This is a genomic window from Corynebacterium parakroppenstedtii, from assembly GCF_019754935.1.
Classification (GTDB): Bacteria; Actinomycetota; Actinomycetes; order Mycobacteriales; family Mycobacteriaceae; genus Corynebacterium; species Corynebacterium parakroppenstedtii.
Genome location: NZ_JAGSOA010000001.1, coordinates 1,322,525 through 1,337,008 on the forward strand (window position 1 = coordinate 1,322,525; position 14,484 = coordinate 1,337,008).

The 14,484-nt window shown below is 57.1% G+C and carries 13 protein-coding genes; 6 read left to right on the top strand and 7 right to left on the bottom strand.

Annotation, left to right across the window (positions count from 1 at the left end):
- Positions 1–32 precede the first annotated feature (32 nt).
- The 5 genes from wzt (at position 33) to efeB (ending at position 5,874) form a co-directional block, all read left to right on the top strand.
- A complete protein-coding gene (gene wzt / locus KCQ76_RS05615) occupies positions 33–884 on the top strand; it encodes a galactan export ABC transporter ATP-binding subunit Wzt/RfbE (RefSeq protein ID WP_046203359.1) in 852 nt (283 codons plus the stop codon).
- 90 nt (positions 885–974) lie between these two features.
- Positions 975–1,907, top strand: coding sequence for a galactofuranosyltransferase GlfT1 (glfT1, locus tag KCQ76_RS05620; protein WP_046203360.1), 933 nt, complete (start codon positions 975–977; stop codon positions 1,905–1,907).
- Positions 1,908–2,009: 102 nt separating this feature from the next.
- A complete protein-coding gene (efeU, locus tag KCQ76_RS05625; RefSeq protein WP_046203361.1) occupies positions 2,010–2,891 on the top strand; it encodes an iron uptake transporter permease EfeU in 882 nt (293 codons plus the stop codon).
- A 74-nt stretch (positions 2,892–2,965) separates the two neighbouring features.
- Positions 2,966–4,306 (top strand): iron uptake system protein EfeO, encoded by a 1,341-nt coding sequence (efeO, locus tag KCQ76_RS05630; RefSeq protein WP_046203362.1) that lies wholly within the window; start codon positions 2,966–2,968, stop codon positions 4,304–4,306.
- A 119-nt stretch (positions 4,307–4,425) separates the two neighbouring features.
- Positions 4,426–5,874, top strand: coding sequence for an iron uptake transporter deferrochelatase/peroxidase subunit (gene efeB, locus KCQ76_RS05635; protein ID WP_046203363.1), 1,449 nt, complete (start codon positions 4,426–4,428; stop codon positions 5,872–5,874).
- A gap of 71 nt (positions 5,875–5,945) precedes the next feature.
- Here the strand turns inward: efeB and KCQ76_RS05640 are convergent, their stop codons facing one another.
- The 3 genes from KCQ76_RS05640 to KCQ76_RS05650 all read right to left on the bottom strand — a co-directional run bounded on the left by KCQ76_RS05640 (position 5,946) and on the right by KCQ76_RS05650 (position 8,989).
- A complete protein-coding gene (locus tag KCQ76_RS05640; RefSeq protein WP_046203405.1) occupies positions 5,946–6,299 on the bottom strand; it encodes a metal-sensitive transcriptional regulator in 354 nt (117 codons plus the stop codon).
- Positions 6,296–8,713: a heavy metal translocating P-type ATPase gene (locus KCQ76_RS05645; RefSeq protein WP_082090010.1), complete on the bottom strand. Its 2,418-nt coding sequence runs from the start codon at positions 8,711–8,713 to the stop codon at positions 6,296–6,298. Before KCQ76_RS05645 ends, KCQ76_RS05640 begins: the two co-directional genes overlap by 4 nt.
- Before the next feature lie 66 nt (positions 8,714–8,779).
- Positions 8,780–8,989, bottom strand: coding sequence for a heavy-metal-associated domain-containing protein (locus KCQ76_RS05650; protein WP_046203407.1), 210 nt, complete (start codon positions 8,987–8,989; stop codon positions 8,780–8,782).
- Between the two features lie 383 nt (positions 8,990–9,372).
- Here KCQ76_RS05650 and KCQ76_RS05655 point away from each other — a divergent pair, with 383 nt between their 5' ends.
- Entirely contained in the window at positions 9,373–10,839 is a 1,467-nt protein-coding gene (locus KCQ76_RS05655; RefSeq protein WP_046203364.1) for a TIGR01777 family oxidoreductase, read from the top strand.
- 25 nt (positions 10,840–10,864) lie between these two features.
- Here KCQ76_RS05655 and KCQ76_RS10985 read toward each other — a convergent pair whose 3' ends face one another.
- The 4 genes from KCQ76_RS10985 to KCQ76_RS05675 form a co-directional block, all read right to left on the bottom strand.
- Complete coding sequence (locus tag KCQ76_RS10985; RefSeq protein WP_231725440.1) at positions 10,865–11,512, bottom strand: GtrA family protein; 648 nt, start codon at positions 11,510–11,512, stop codon at positions 10,865–10,867.
- A 100-nt stretch (positions 11,513–11,612) separates the two neighbouring features.
- Positions 11,613–12,680 (bottom strand): hypothetical protein, encoded by a 1,068-nt coding sequence (locus tag KCQ76_RS05665; protein WP_102215125.1) that lies wholly within the window; start codon positions 12,678–12,680, stop codon positions 11,613–11,615.
- A gap of 74 nt (positions 12,681–12,754) precedes the next feature.
- Complete coding sequence (locus KCQ76_RS05670; RefSeq protein WP_046203367.1) at positions 12,755–13,441, bottom strand: hypothetical protein; 687 nt, start codon at positions 13,439–13,441, stop codon at positions 12,755–12,757.
- Between the two features lie 142 nt (positions 13,442–13,583).
- Positions 13,584–14,468: a helix-turn-helix domain-containing protein gene (locus KCQ76_RS05675; RefSeq protein ID WP_046203368.1), complete on the bottom strand. Its 885-nt coding sequence runs from the start codon at positions 14,466–14,468 to the stop codon at positions 13,584–13,586.
- Positions 14,469–14,484: the final 16 nt, after the last annotated feature.

A 14,484-nucleotide genomic window follows, 5' to 3' on the forward strand; every position in this document is an offset into this window, starting at 1 on the left:
AACGGATCATGGGGACAGGAGAAGCCACAATCATGGTCAGTATTGATACCTACAATGCGTGCGTCGATTTCCCCATTTTCGACGCCAAATCACGATCGCTGAAGAAAGCGTTCCTCGGAGCTGCCGGCGGAGCCATCGGCCGGAACGCCGACAACGTCGTCGTTGTGGAAGCGCTAAAAAACGTCAACCTTCACCTTCAGGACGGCGACCGCGTGGGGCTCGTCGGCCATAATGGTGCTGGTAAGTCCACGCTGCTGCGCTTGCTGTCGGGAATCTACGAACCTACCCGCGGGTCTGCGGAGGTTCGCGGGCGCGTGGCCCCGGTTTTTGATCTGGGCGTCGGCATGGACCCCGAGATCTCCGGCTACGAAAACATCATTATCCGCGGCCTGTTCCTGGGGCAGACGCGCAAGAAAATGCAGGCCAAGATGGATGAGATCGCCGAGTTCACCGAGCTGGGCGACTACCTCGACATGCCGCTGCGCACCTATTCCACCGGTATGCGCGTGCGCCTCGCGCTGGGGGTTGTGACGTCCATTGAGCCGGAAATACTTCTTCTCGACGAGGGCATCGGCGCTGTTGACGCCGCGTTCATGGCGAAAGCGCGTGACCGGCTCCGCGAAATGGTGGAACGCTCCGGAATTTTGGTGTTCGCCTCCCACTCGGACGAATTCCTGGCGCAATTGTGCACGTCCGCATTGTGGGTGGACCACGGGGAAATACGCCAGGCCGGGCAGGTGGACGATATCGTCGAACAATACGAGGGTCCCGAGGCCGCTGAGCAGGTGCGGCACGTGATGCGCGATATGGCCATTGAACACGCGCAAAAGAACGGTAGCGTGCCGGTGTCCGAGCAGAGCCCGTCGTCGAAAACTGCCCTATAACCCGTTATCCGGCTCCCAATTCTGCGGGCTTTTTAGCGGGTTATTGTGCAGCCTGTCCTTGCCCGCGCAGGCATGTGCGATACTAACCGCATGCCTCTTTCTTCGTCGGACCGCATTGCCGCTGTCATCGTGACGCATAAACGCCGTGACCTGCTGGCCAACTCACTGCACATTGTCGCAAGCCAAACTCTGGCACCAGAGTGGGTTGTCGTGGTGGATAACGGCAATGAGCCCGAAGTCGAAGATCTCGTGGAAAGCGTCTGTGCCAACAGTCCTACCTCGCCGACACCCGTCTACCTTCCCTCGCGGCACAACCTCGGTGGGGCCGGTGGTTTCGCCTACGGATTCTTAACCGCACTCGCTCTCGGTGCCGACGCCATATTCTGCGCCGATGACGACGGCCGGCCGGAAAACACCGAGGTCCTAGCGACATTAATGCGCGTTGCGGACAAGCACGGACTTGAGGAAGTCAGCCCCGTGGTTGCAGGGATTGAGAATCCCGACCAGCTGGCGTTCCCGGTTCGTCTCCCTGGCACCGTCGAATGGAAACGGAAGCGAAGCGAACTGGAAGGGACCGATAACGGGACTTTTATCCCCGGCATCGCGTCACTGTTCAACGGAGCGCTGTTCAGCGCGAATGCCGTCGACCAGCTGGGAGTACCCGACCTCCGGCTGTTTATCCGCGGCGACGAAGTCGAATACAACCGCCGGCTCAACCGATCCGGCCTGCCTTATGGGACGACACTGGAGGCTGCCTACCTGCATCCAACGGGGGCCGACGAGTTCAAACCCATTTTCTTCGGGAAAATGCACACCCAATACCCCGATAACGAAAACAAGCGGTATTTCACGTACCGCAACCGTGGTTACCTGATGAACCAACCCGGGATGAGGAAACTCAAACCCCAGGAATATGCGCGTTTCGCCTGGTTCTTCCTTATTCAGCGGAAAGATCCCAAAGGTTTTTTCTCCTGGTTGAGGCTTCATCGCCAAGGGCGTCACGAACGCTTTACTCGCCCTTAGGGCGAAGGGCGGGGGGTACATAGTCCCCTCCGCGCGCTATAAGCATTGTCTGACCTACATTGCCCGAGTACATTAACCATGCACGGACAAAAAAGGAACGTCATGCTTATAGCGAATCTCCTGCTTGCTCTCCGAGAAGGCTTTGAGGCAACCCTTATAGCGGGAATCCTTTTCGCCTACCTTAAAAAGGCTGGTCGGCAGGATGTTTATCCCAAACTATGGCTAGGTATCGGACTGGCAGCCCTCGTTCCCCTCACATTCGGCGCCATTTTGACGTGGGGGCCGAAAACACTCACCTTCCAGGCACAAGAGATCATCGGCGGAGGCCTCTCTCTCGTCGCCGTGGCTCTGGTCACCTGGATGATTTTTTGGATGGGGAAAAACTCCCGCCAGATGAAAGGTGAACTCGAAGGCTCCATGGCGAAAACCCTAGGAGAACACGAGTCTGGCTGGGGCGTCGTATGGATCGCCGTCCTAGCCGTCGGCCGCGAAGGCATGGAGACTGCGCTATTCATCTGGGCCACCGTGAGGTCGTCGATCGAAAACAACGTGGCGGCCACCACGACGGGCGTCGTGCTAGGGCTGGTTATTGCCATCATTCTCGGGTGGGCAGTGTACAAAGGTGCAGCTCGCATCAATATGCGCATGTTCTTCGCCGTCACCGGCATTTTCCTCATCTTCGTCGCCGCTGGTATTTGCTCCTACGGCATCGGAGACCTCCAAGAGGCCGGGGTCATTCCCGGTGTCATGAACCACGCATGGAATATGTCCCACCTTCTCCCCGAAAACACGTCCCCGCTGTACTGGGTTTATGTGGTGGGGCAAGCGATGTTCCAAATCAACGTGCAGCCCACCGTCGGCCAAGTCATCGCCTGGTGGGTGTACCTGGTGCCTGTCCTCGTGCTGTTCATCCTGCAGATCAGGGGCAAGGTCTTTGCCCCTTCAGCCCCAGCACGGCCTGCAGCACCTGCCACTAGCCAATAACTCTGTTCACTCCGCATTCCATCAACCCTCGTTCTTCCTATTCACCATTTCCCACTCCCCGAGAGAAAGCCATCATGACATCTCACTCGCGCTCCCCACGCATCATCGCAGCAACCATTGCATCCGTCGCCACTGCTCTCACGCTCGGCGCGTGCACGGACAATCCTCAGAACTCGGCCAGCGATGACAACACCAAAGCCGACCAGACGATTCAGGTCACCATCACGGACGATTCGTGCGAACTGTCCACGTCAGAGGTGCCGTCGGGCGTCGTCAAGTTTGAAATTACTAATAACGGCACAAAGCCCAATGAGCTCGAGATTCTGGCCGAAAACAAACTCCAGATTGAATCAGAGCAAGAAAATATTGGCCCCGGGACCACAGCAAACCTGACGACCGCGCTGAAGCAGGGGTCGTACCACACGGCGTGCAAGCCAAACATGGTTGGCGATTTTGTTGGGCTCAAGGATTTCACGGTCACCAAGGGCAAAGAAGTCACGCTGACTGACGACGAAAAAGAGGCAGAGGACCGGGCGATCACCAACTACACCGCGTACGTGAAGGATCAAGTCGGGCAGCTACTCACCGGGACGCAGGCGTTCACCGAGGCCTACACCAGCGGAGATACCGAGAAGGCCAAGCAACTATTCCCGCTCGCCCGCGCGAACTATGAGCGAATCGAACCCACTGCGGAGTCCTTCGGCATCAAGGAAGCGGGCGACCTCGACACCGCGCTCGATGCCCGCATCCAGGACCTTGCCGCGGACGCCGGCAAAGATGTCACTGATAAAGATGTGCTCAAGAAGTGGACCGGCTGGCACCGCATCGAGGCTGACCTGTGGGGCGGGGACGACTTCCACTTCGCCACTGACGAGGACCGGAAGAAGGCCGCTGACCAGCTCAATGAGGACACGAAGAAACTGTACGACCTGGTCTACGGCAACCTTGAGGGAACCGACGGCAAGTTCAAACTCGACCTTTCCGACGTCGTTGATGGCGCATCCAGCTTGATGGAGGAAGTAGCGACCTCGAAGATCGTCGGGGAAGAGGACACGTTCTCGCACACCGACCTCTACGATTTCAAGGCGAATGTTGAGGGTGCCACGGTTGCCTACGGCAACGTTGCTGACCTGGTGAAGAAAAAGGACGCGGACCTGGACAAGAAGATCACCCGCGCCTTCGACAAGGTCAATAAGCTTATCGACGAACAGAAGACCGGCGAGGTCACCGGCCTCGGTGACGGATTCGATGGCGACCCGACCTACAAACCGTATGACGAGATCGCCACCGTTCAGAAGGACGCGGGCGAGGCCCCCAAGGAGTCGGATTACACCGACACGCAGCGCGACTTCTCTGACGCGATCAACGGTTTGTCGGAGCCATTGTCGCAGGTTGCGGGAACGATTCTGCACTAGCAGGCGTGCAGGCTTTTCTGAACGCGAGTGGACGCGCGGAAGCGGATTCTGCTCAGCGGAAGCATGTGAGCGGGCGCGGATACCCCTGACAAGGGTTATAGGTACACGATGAGGAGGAAATGGTGTCACCCCACAAGGACAACCCTGAGCACAGGTCGAACCGCGGTGGTTACGGCGAACCGGGCCGCGATGCCGCTGGACAAGGACACGGTGACGTCGGCAAGCCGGATAGTTCGGCGCATGAACCGACGGGGTCGGCTGACGCGTCAAGCGGCACGTCGGGCGCCGAGGAACAGGGCCGTACGCGGGGTATTTCACGACGCCGACTCTTCACCACTGCCGGATTCGCTGGCCTTGCCGGGATAGCCGGCGCGGGCATCGGCGGTTTTGCTGTTCATGCTGCGGAAAACAAGGACACATCTGACCCAACTTCGCTCATTTACCCGTTCCGTGGCGAACATCAGCAGGGAATTACAACGCCGGCGCAAGACAATATGTACACCGCCGCATTCGACATCACGACCGATGATCTGGACGAGCTCAAGGACATGCTGACCTCGTGGACGTCCGCCTCGGAACAAATGTGCGCGGGTGAATTGATTGGTGGCGAACCGAACGCTAACCCCAAGGCCGTACCTCGGGACACTGGTGAGGCGTGGAATTACCCCGTCGGCGGTTTGACCATTACTTTTGGCTTCGGGAAGGGGCTTTTTGTCGACGGAGACGGCAAGGACCGCTTTGGTCTGAAAGCGAAAATGCCGGACGTCATCAAGGAAGGGATGCCCAAGTTCGCCAATGAGGCGCTTCGGTCTGAACAGAGCGATGGTGATCTGTTGGTTCAGGTGTGCTCCAATGATGCTCAGGTGTGCGTGCATGCGATTCGGAATCTGACGCGGATCGGATTCGGCACTGTGCGGCTGCGGTGGGGGCAAATCGGGTACGGGCGAACGTCGTCAACCAGTACTGACCAGGACACTCCCCGGAACTTGTTTGGCTTTAAAGACGGCACCCAGAACATCAAGAGCGATGAAACCGACGCTCTGGATAAAGATGTGTGGGTGACGGATGGGTGGATGTCCGGCGGCAGTTTCTTCGTCGCCCGGAAGATTCACATGTATCTCGAGGTGTGGGATCGCGTTATTTTGGAGGAACAAGAGGATGTGATCGGGCGTGATAAGCGCTACGGTGCCCCTTTGTCCGTTGAGGACCCCTCCGACGATCGCGAGTTTGACGATGTTGATTACACTGCCCGGCGCGGCGGAAAGCTGGCTGTACCAGCGGATTCTCATGTGGCTGTTGTTGCCCCGGAACATAATCAGGGTCATAGGATGCTTCGGCGTGGGTACAACTACACCGATGGAAATGACTCCTTGGGCCGGTTAAACGCCGGACTGTTCTTTATTGCGTATTCGAAGGATCCGCGGGAAGGGTTCTATCCGATATTGAAGAAAATGACGGAAAAAGACGCTATGCCTGAGTACCTTCAGCATCAGGCGTCTGCCTTGTTTGCTGTCCCCGGCGGTGTTCGAGAGGGCGATACTATGGTCGGCCAGCGGTTATTCGAATAATCCGCATCTCTTTGCCTCGCTCTATGCGGTGAGAGGAGCCGATCGATGGTTCCACCGGCTCTGGCATGACATTAGGACTTCACTAATCGGGCAATAGCTTGTGATGCCTCGTGAAGTTTTTGTTCGGCTTCATCGCCCCCAGCTTGGGCTGCATTAAGGACGCAGTGATTTAAGTGGTCATCAAGTAAGCCCAATCCAACGGCCTGTAAGGCCTTTGTTAACGCGCTGATCTGCGTCAGAATGTCGACACAGTATTTTTCGTCCTCAATCATCTTGGTGATGCCACGAGCTTGTCCTTCGATCCGCTTCATCCGGTGGAGGTACCGTTCCTTTTCCGAAATATAGCCATGGGGGGCGTGGGTTTCATGGCATGCATGACATAATTCCTGTTCAGCCGTGCTATCCACGGTAGTTGGTGTGGTCATTTCACCCATTCCTCCTCATCAGTGCGAGTACGCGTGCTCGTATTACGGCGGACGTCAATACCCCTACCAGTGTGGATACCGATGTTCCCATTAACGCTGGTAAACCCACGCAGCCGGAGGCTGTTGCCCACCACAAAGACGCTAGAAAACGCCATCGCTGCTCCCGCGATCATGGGATTAAGAAGCCCCAGAGCAGCTATTGGAATAGCGGCGACGTTATACGCGAAAGCCCAAAACAGGTTTGTCTTAATGGTCGCGAGCGTTGCGTGGGAGAGGCGCACTGCGTCAACGGCGCTGGATAGGTCTCCGCGAACTAGTGTGATGTCGGCTGCTTCGATGGCCACATCTGCGCCAGTTCCCATCGCAAGGCCGAGGTCTGCTTGAGCCAACGCAGGGGCATCATTGACGCCGTCGCCCACCATGGCCACGGTTTTTCCTCGGCTCTGAAGTCCACGGATGACCTGTACTTTATCGGCGGGAAGGACATCTGCTTTGACATCGGCAATGCCAACTTCATCGGCAATGCGCTGGGCAACAACTCTATTGTCTCCTGTTAGCAAGACAGGGTTGAGCCCTAGCTCTTTGAGTTGTTTTATTGCTGTGGCACTCGTTGTTTTCACAGTGTCTGCGATAACAAGAATCCCTCGGGCTTCGCCATCCCAAGCGATAGCGACTGCTGTTTTTCCAGCTTGTTCGGCATCATTTTTCGCGCACCGAAGTTCGTCGTCTAGAGGAATTCCGACGTCATTGAGCAGAGATTCCTTACCGACGTACACGTCGTGGCCGTCCACGGCCGCATGTACCCCGAGGCCCTCATGGTTCCGGAAGTCGGTGACCGTGTGAACCCCGAGACCTTGAGCGTTCGCTGCCTGCGCTATGGCGTGCGCAATGGGGTGTTCTGATGACGACTCCACTGCTCCCGCGATGGCTAGAACTTCATCACGGGATGAGGTGGCGGCAGCATGAACACTAGTTAGCGCCATGGTGCCCGTAGTCACCGTGCCTGTTTTATCCAACACGATGGTGTCAATGCCCCGAGTGGATTCTAAAACTTCTGGCCCCTTGATCAGCACACCCATTTGTGCACCGCGGCCTGTGCCAACTAAAAGTGCTGTTGGCGTGGCAAGCCCCAAGGCGCAGGGGCACGCTACAACAAGAATCGCGACCGCAGCTGTCATAGCGGTGGCGAATCCGTGGCCTAAAGCAAGCCAGACGATCAGGGTCAGTAGGGCAATGCCAATGACGGCGGGGACAAAAACACCGGAAATGCGATCGGCTAGGCGCTGAACCTGAGCTTTTCCGGTTTGGGCGTCTTCAACCATGCGCGCCATCTGGGCGAGCTGAGTATCTGCACCAACGCGGGTTGCCTGGACGACCAACCGGCCACTGGTGTTGACTGTTGCCCCGGTGACGTGATCCCCGGAGCCAACTTCTGCGGGGACAGATTCGCCCGTCAACATGGATTCGTCGATTGCTGAGGATCCACTCACTATAACGCCGTCGGTGGCAATCTTTTCGCCGGGTCGAACAACAAAGGTGTTTCCTACCTCGAGTTGCTCAACGGGAATGCGGATTTCTTGGCCGCCGTCGAGAAGGGTGACTTCTTTGGCTCCCATGTCCAGTAGCGCGCGAAGAGCAGCCCCGGATTCTCGTTTGGACTTTTTCTCGAAGTAACGTCCTGCCAGGATAAATAACGTGACACCGGAGGCGACTTCTAAGTAGATATTGGCCGACGCATCGGTGTGCGACGCCATCATGGTGAACGTATGTTTGAGCCCTGGTTCACCGGCGTGTCCGAAGAAAAGGGCGTATAAGGACCACGCAAATGCCACCAGTGTTCCCATTGAAATGAGCGTATCCATGGTGGTTGCGCCGTGTTTGAGGTTCGTCCAGGCTGCCTTATGGAAGGGAAGCGCGCCCCACACGATAACGGGAGACGCCAATGTCAGGGACAGCCACTGCCAGTTACGGAACTGCAGCGCCGGGATCATCGCCATGGCGATAACGGGGATAGCCAGCCATGCGGAGACAATAAGGCGTTGCCGAAAACGTGCTGTCTCCTGCTCGATAGGACTTGCGTCCTGCTTAGAGCCAACAGCGCTACCGCGCTGGGTCTGACTTTTCGAAGCACTGCTGGTCGTGCGCTCCCCAGGAGCGGAGGTACGTGGTTCACTGAGAGTGGCCGAGTATCCTGCTTTTTCCACTGTTTGGATGAGGTCGTCGGTCGATACTGTCGACGGCACCGTAACTTTGGCTTTTTCAGTTGCCAAATTCACTGTGGCCTGCACTCCATCGAGTTTGTTGAGCTTACGCTCTACCCGGTTAGCACACGATGCACAGGTCATCCCACCGATGTCGAGCTCAATGGTTGAGCCTTCGGCTGTGGCCACACCGCCGGTGGCAATCGGTGTCATGGAATCAGGGTTCGTCGCCGCTGTGTGTGGCACTTCTCTCGCTTCCCTTTACTTCAGCCGGTTGATTTACAGGCGGGTACCTGTGTAACCCGCTTCCTCTACGGCCTCAAGAACCTTCATATCTTTGATGTCGCCATCTGAGCTGACGGTCAACATTCCCGTTTCCAAGCTGACCTCATCAACATGGATACCGGGTAGTTCGCTGACTTCGTCACGAATTGCACGTTCGCAGTGGCTGCAGGTCATGCCCGAAATCTTGTACTTGTGGGTGTTCATGGCGATCTCCTTGTCGTCGCTGTTGCTGCTGGCGTCCGCGTGTTTATAGTCCACACGAATGCACGTGTCCGAGTCAGGGGCTCATAATTCCGCATTACCGGAATACACGCAGGCGATCACATACCCTCCGGGGGTATCTGATACACCCAACGCTATACCCCCCTTGGGTATTCCGCAACGATATTGTCGTCGCACCACACCCGCCCCGACGTAACTCGCCACAACATACCCCCACCAGGTACTCCCTACGCTTGTCTGTCCATCATGTCTATCCATCACGACACGTCACCCACTCTCCGTATCGGCCACGCGTGTCGGAGGTTTCTGCAACAATGGGCCACATACCGTCCATGATCCGATTACCAAGGAGGACGAAGAGAATTATGACTATCGAGTATTCACATACCGCACGGATCCCCTTTCCCCGGCGCGACGTCGTGGAGTATTACGAATCCGCTGGAGGCGCTGCGCGTTTATGCCCTGATTTTTCAACAACGTTGACTTCGGGCCCCAGCAAAGGTCTAGCGGAGGGCTCCGAGACTGAGTTAGAAATGGGCTTGCCCTGGCTAGAGGGCCTGGCGCCAGTGTCGACGACAGTAAAATGGAAGGCGCGTCATACTGCGTACACCCAAGGCGAGTCGTTTACGGACATGATGGTGCAGGGGCCTCTCGATTCATGGGAGCATACCCACACATTTTTGGACGATAAGTTTTCCGATTCCAATGGTGGTTCCTCACTAGTTCAGGATCAGGTAACAGCGGAGCTTCCGGGCAAGACGTCAGCACTGGGTAAGAATTGGCTGGTCAAGAAAAAGATTGACAAAGAGCTGGAGCGGACGTTTGATTTCCGCACACGCCAGACGGTGGCTGACTTAGCCTTTAAACAGCAATTACGTGATATCGGCAGCACGGATAGGGCTACTGATCCCACAACTCCTCAAACTTTTGTCATCGCAGGCGAAACCGGATTAGTCGGGCAAGCAATTTCGGCGCTCCTCCGTTCACTAGGCCACAGTGTTATCGCCCTAACCCGCAGTTCTCGCACGTCGCAAGTTCCCGGTGTCACATACAAGCGCTGGGATCCCAGCAACGGCACCCTTGACCCGTCTCTTCTGAAAGGTGCGACGGCTGTCATCAACTTGGCAGGGACGTCGATTATGGGGCGTTTTACTGATGACCACAAGAAATCAATTCTTCATTCGCGTCTCGACGCCACTACGACTCTTGTCGAGGCAATGAAAAAGGCCGCGCCGGATGGTGGACCGACTACGCTAATTAATGCCTCAGCCAGCGGGTATTACGGAGCTGATGCGGGTTCGGTGACGGAAGAGTCTCCAGCGGGCGACGATTTCCTTGCCGACGTATGCCAGCGCTGGGAGGACGCTGCGCTACAGGCGGAAGAGGCTGGTATTCGGGTGGCACTCATCCGGACTGGCCTGGTGTTATCCGCCCGTGGGGGCCTCCTAGGCGCCCAGCTCCCGCTGTATCTCATGGGTGGGGGCGGCCCACTGAACGGCGGTGAGATGTGGCAGCCGTGGATTGGTATTGATGACCTTGCCCAGATCTATATTTGGTCGGCGTTTAACCCCGAGGTATCAGGGCCGGTTAATGCCGCTGCTCCCAACCCGGTAAAGCAAAAAGAATTCGCGTCCATACTGGCGAAAGTTCTTCGTCGCCCGTCTGTCATTCCGACGCCACGTCTGGGACCGGATGCTCTGATGGGTAAGGAGGGCGCAGATCAGCTTGCTCTCTCGTCGGTCAAGATGGAACCCGAGGTGTTAAAGAAGAACAAATACACGTTCCGCTTCACTGATTTGGAAGAGGCGTTGCGCCACACGCTGGGGAAATGAGGTGAAAGCCCCCTAGCTGGTCCCGCTAGTTGGTTTTGAAGATGACCCACCGCTGGACAACGAAGTTTACGGCGGTGGCCACGCCCTGGCCAATGACATAACCGACGGTGCCGGCAATGAAAGCGCTGGCCCCGGCATTAAGCAAGAGATGGTTCACTGAGACCGCAAGGCCCCACTGGACGGCGAACATCAGTGCGTAGAGGGACATCGTCTGAACAAATTTCTTTGCCGATGCTTCAGCCTCAAAAGTCCAGCGACGGTTGATGATGTAAGCCGTGATGGTGCCGAAGATAAAGCCAATGGCCTTCGCGAGTGGGTACGACTGCCCAAACGCATGCTGGATGATCATGGTCAGGCCGTAGTCCACAACAGCGGAGATTCCGCCTGCGATCACGAATTTATAGAGGTGAGTGAGGACGCTCGCTCCCTGCGGAGCGGGGGCATCGACGCCGGCGGTGCCGGATGTGGTGGCACTGTCGTGCGACGCTGGGGTTCCATTCTGTGCAGCCGCGTCACTTACCGTTGCGACGTTTTCCGCCATACCGTTGTCTGTTACAGCATCGGAGTTATCCATTGCGGCACTCTCAGCAGCTAATGCCCCCGATAGGTTGGGTGTCAGTAGTTCCGGCTCGGCGTGATCATCGGTTGGGTGGTCAGGCTTGGTTTCACTCACGTCCTGGCAGCTTACTCTTCACCGCGCTTCACGGTCCTCCCCCGGGCTCATGTCCGCTATCGGCCGACCGGTCACCGTCATACCTAGTCCGCGCCGTTACCTAGTCCGCACGGATTATTGCGCGGCACAATTCAAGACGTTCCAGTGAAGACAATCGCTTGTCCCCCGTGAGCCCTATGTGCTCGAAGGCCTGCAAAGTTTCGCTGGCCAGTTGATCAATCTCAGGAAGTTTCAGTTCCGAACCGTCGTCAGCTACCCAGCCAATTGCTTCCATCATCGTTTCAATGATGTCTGCTCGCAGGGGGCCTTCAACCAGGGCTGCTTGGGCCAAGATTTCAGCAACTGCTGCATCACGGCCGGCCGGATCCTTTTCTTTCGGGAGGGAGCGGCAGACATCTAAAGTGTCGGGGTCTACGTTAATTTCTCTGCCTAAATCCAGCGCTTGAAGCAGCGGAATGAAGTCAAATATGCCACTGCGTTCAATAGCCAAGCGGATCATCGGTTTCGTCGCGCACAGAATGTGCTGCGTTGTCGCTGCACCGGTTAGCTCTGCATTGATGCTGTCTAAATCTGCGTGTTCGTCCCCACCGACACACAACGCGTCGGGAGTCCCGTGATCACGGAGATAGCACTCGGCAACGTCGATATGAAACTGCAGGTCATCGTGTTCATCAACATTCTTATCGACAACATCCTGATCAGCGCTCCCCTCCCCAGGTTTAGAGTTCCCAGCCGCATGTTGGTGGCGGGTCACATCGAGAGTGTCGCCGGGGGCATTGAGCAGCTCGTATAACGGCCAATCCTCAACGACATGCTCGCTTTCTCCAGCTATCCCGTCGATTTCGCCGACCCCATCGTTCCCGTCTGTACCGTGAAGGATCCATTCTGCGTCACCATCACACCCGAAGCATGTGTCCAACACAGTGAAGAGATCAGTGATGTGAAGGGCATCGTTAATCCCGATGATTCGGTATTGGGGTCCGTCTCCACCGCTTTGGTGCACAGAGATCACGAGGCTGGCGGGTTCTCTCGCGACGGATTCGCTGTCATCTGGTGCGGGTTCGCTTTGGCTCTGGGGAAAATGGCTGCTGTCACCGCTGCGCGCGCGATTCGCATAATCGCTCAGTTCGATGACGTTGTCATCGTCGCGGGCGGTGTTTGTGCTCATAAAACCCAGGGTAGACACAAATCCCGGGGCTGGTGCGCCAATTGTTCCCTACTTTGGGTTTGTGGGACCGTCTGCTAGCCCTCAGTTGTGCGCGTGACCAGGGGAATCGGCTGCGGCTCTTTGCTGCCAAAGTGCTGCAAATAATCGGTGGCTTTGGCCCGGCGCTGAGCGTCGATGCCGTTCCACGTGTCCACTAACCGCCGCATTCCCTCCGCCCAGGCCCAGCACTCTTTAGCCAGCGGGTTATCGACACCCAACGCGTCTGCGGCATCATAGGCAGGCTCCACATCCACAACGTCGGGATACGCTTGCCCCTTCAAGGTGCTCTTCCCGTCCGCTTTCCGACGCGCATTTTCGTCCTTCAGCGCCTCTTTATATGAGGCCACTGCTTCCTTGATCGCTACGACGGTGTCATCAACATTGACGACGCTCCACGTCGCACTCCCCTTATCGGACGTCGCGCTTCCTTCGTCATCGGCTTCAATCGCGGCAAGTACCTTCCTGCCGCTATCAGTCGCCACAACAGGATGCCCGTCGATAAGCATGGGAAGAACGGATTGATCGAGTTTCGCACCCGCCCAGGATAAATTGTTCGTTTCACCAGGCTGGATGCTTGTTTTCCCCGTGCCGACGATCCACGCGCCGACGAACTGCCCTGTTTTGGCTAGCGGATCGGTGTCGATATGCCACACTGCGGTGGGCCCTTCACCGGCTACCACTGCAATGACGGGGTAGTTGCCGTCGGATTCAGCAGACGTCATGTGGTCCTCTTTCTTGCCTCTGTTCGTTGAGTACCGCGAGGCGTTGTGTACCGCGAGTTATCGTGCGTACCACTTTATGACGTTCACCGTGCGAGCATCTCATTCAAGCACCTAGCCTTATGGCTTAAGCCCAGCACCCAGGTCATGGTCGCTGCATTTCAGATGGGCTGTTCGCGTCATTAGTCGCAGCCATACTGGCAAGCAAACGCAGTCCATCGCGCGTGGCTGGGTGGTCTGGTTCGGGGGCATAGCCCAGGAGTTGGAGACCAGGACTACCCGCCACATCAAGGGCCTCGTAGCGTAGCCAGAGTTCGCCAACCTCGGCGTCGTGCACGACCTTGGTTCCCCGTCGGTGATCAGCGACGTCACGCGCGGACCAGCGCGCATCGAAGGCCTCGCTCTGCTGGGACAATTCAGCGATCAGTGCATCGATGACCCGGCTAGGTGTGCGTGCCTGCTCAAGGCGGAGCATGGCGACCGCTTCATCAGCGATAGCATCCCAGTCGTCGAAGAAACGCAGCGAATCCTCGTCAAGGAACACGTAGCGCGCAAGGTTCGGGCGTGGCCAGTTCTCAAACACTGGGCGATACAATGCGCGACCAAGCTTGTTCGCAGCAACAATGTCGAGCGAACCATTCTGGACAAGTGCTGGGGCATCGACCATGGCATCCAGCAGCTGCTCTAACCCGAGCGGCAGGCGCGTCGCAGTCGGCTTGGCACGATGATGGGAGGGACTAGGCCGATGAGAGGGACGTTCGCCGGCCAACTCGAATAAGTATGTGCGTTCGGCATTGTTCAGTCGGAGGGCACGCGCAATCGCGGTCAGCACATCATCGGAAACGCCTTTTGCCAAGCCACGTTCAACCTGGACGTAGTAGTCAACGCTGATAGCCGCGAGTGAGGCCACCTCTTCACGCCGGAGCCCCGGCACCCTACGACGGGTACCCCGCGGTAAGCCGACTTCCTCCGGCTGTAGCTTGTCGCGACGTGAAATAAGAAACTCGCGCAGTTCGGTGTTGGCAGACACAACCTCAAGAGTAATG

Bases quoted from the DNA above. Each gene is read 5' to 3' on its own strand.
- wzt (WP_046203359.1), top strand. From the start codon at position 33: ATGGTCAGTATTGATACCTACAATGCGTGCGTCGATTTCCCCATTTTC.
- glfT1 (WP_046203360.1), top strand. From the start codon at position 975: ATGCCTCTTTCTTCGTCGGACCGCATTGCCGCTGTCATCGTGACGCAT.
- efeU (WP_046203361.1), top strand. From the start codon at position 2,010: ATGCTTATAGCGAATCTCCTGCTTGCTCTCCGAGAAGGCTTTGAGGCA.
- efeO (WP_046203362.1), top strand. From the start codon at position 2,966: ATGACATCTCACTCGCGCTCCCCACGCATCATCGCAGCAACCATTGCA.
- efeB (WP_046203363.1), top strand. From the start codon at position 4,426: ATGGTGTCACCCCACAAGGACAACCCTGAGCACAGGTCGAACCGCGGT.
- KCQ76_RS05640 (WP_046203405.1), bottom strand. From the start codon at position 6,299: ATGACCACACCAACTACCGTGGATAGCACGGCTGAACAGGAATTATGT.
- KCQ76_RS05645 (WP_082090010.1), bottom strand. From the start codon at position 8,713: ATGACACCGATTGCCACCGGCGGTGTGGCCACAGCCGAAGGCTCAACC.
- KCQ76_RS05650 (WP_046203407.1), bottom strand. From the start codon at position 8,989: ATGAACACCCACAAGTACAAGATTTCGGGCATGACCTGCAGCCACTGC.
- KCQ76_RS05655 (WP_046203364.1), top strand. From the start codon at position 9,373: ATGACTATCGAGTATTCACATACCGCACGGATCCCCTTTCCCCGGCGC.
- KCQ76_RS05665 (WP_102215125.1), bottom strand. From the start codon at position 12,680: ATGAGCACAAACACCGCCCGCGACGATGACAACGTCATCGAACTGAGC.
- KCQ76_RS05670 (WP_046203367.1), bottom strand. From the start codon at position 13,441: ATGACGTCTGCTGAATCCGACGGCAACTACCCCGTCATTGCAGTGGTA.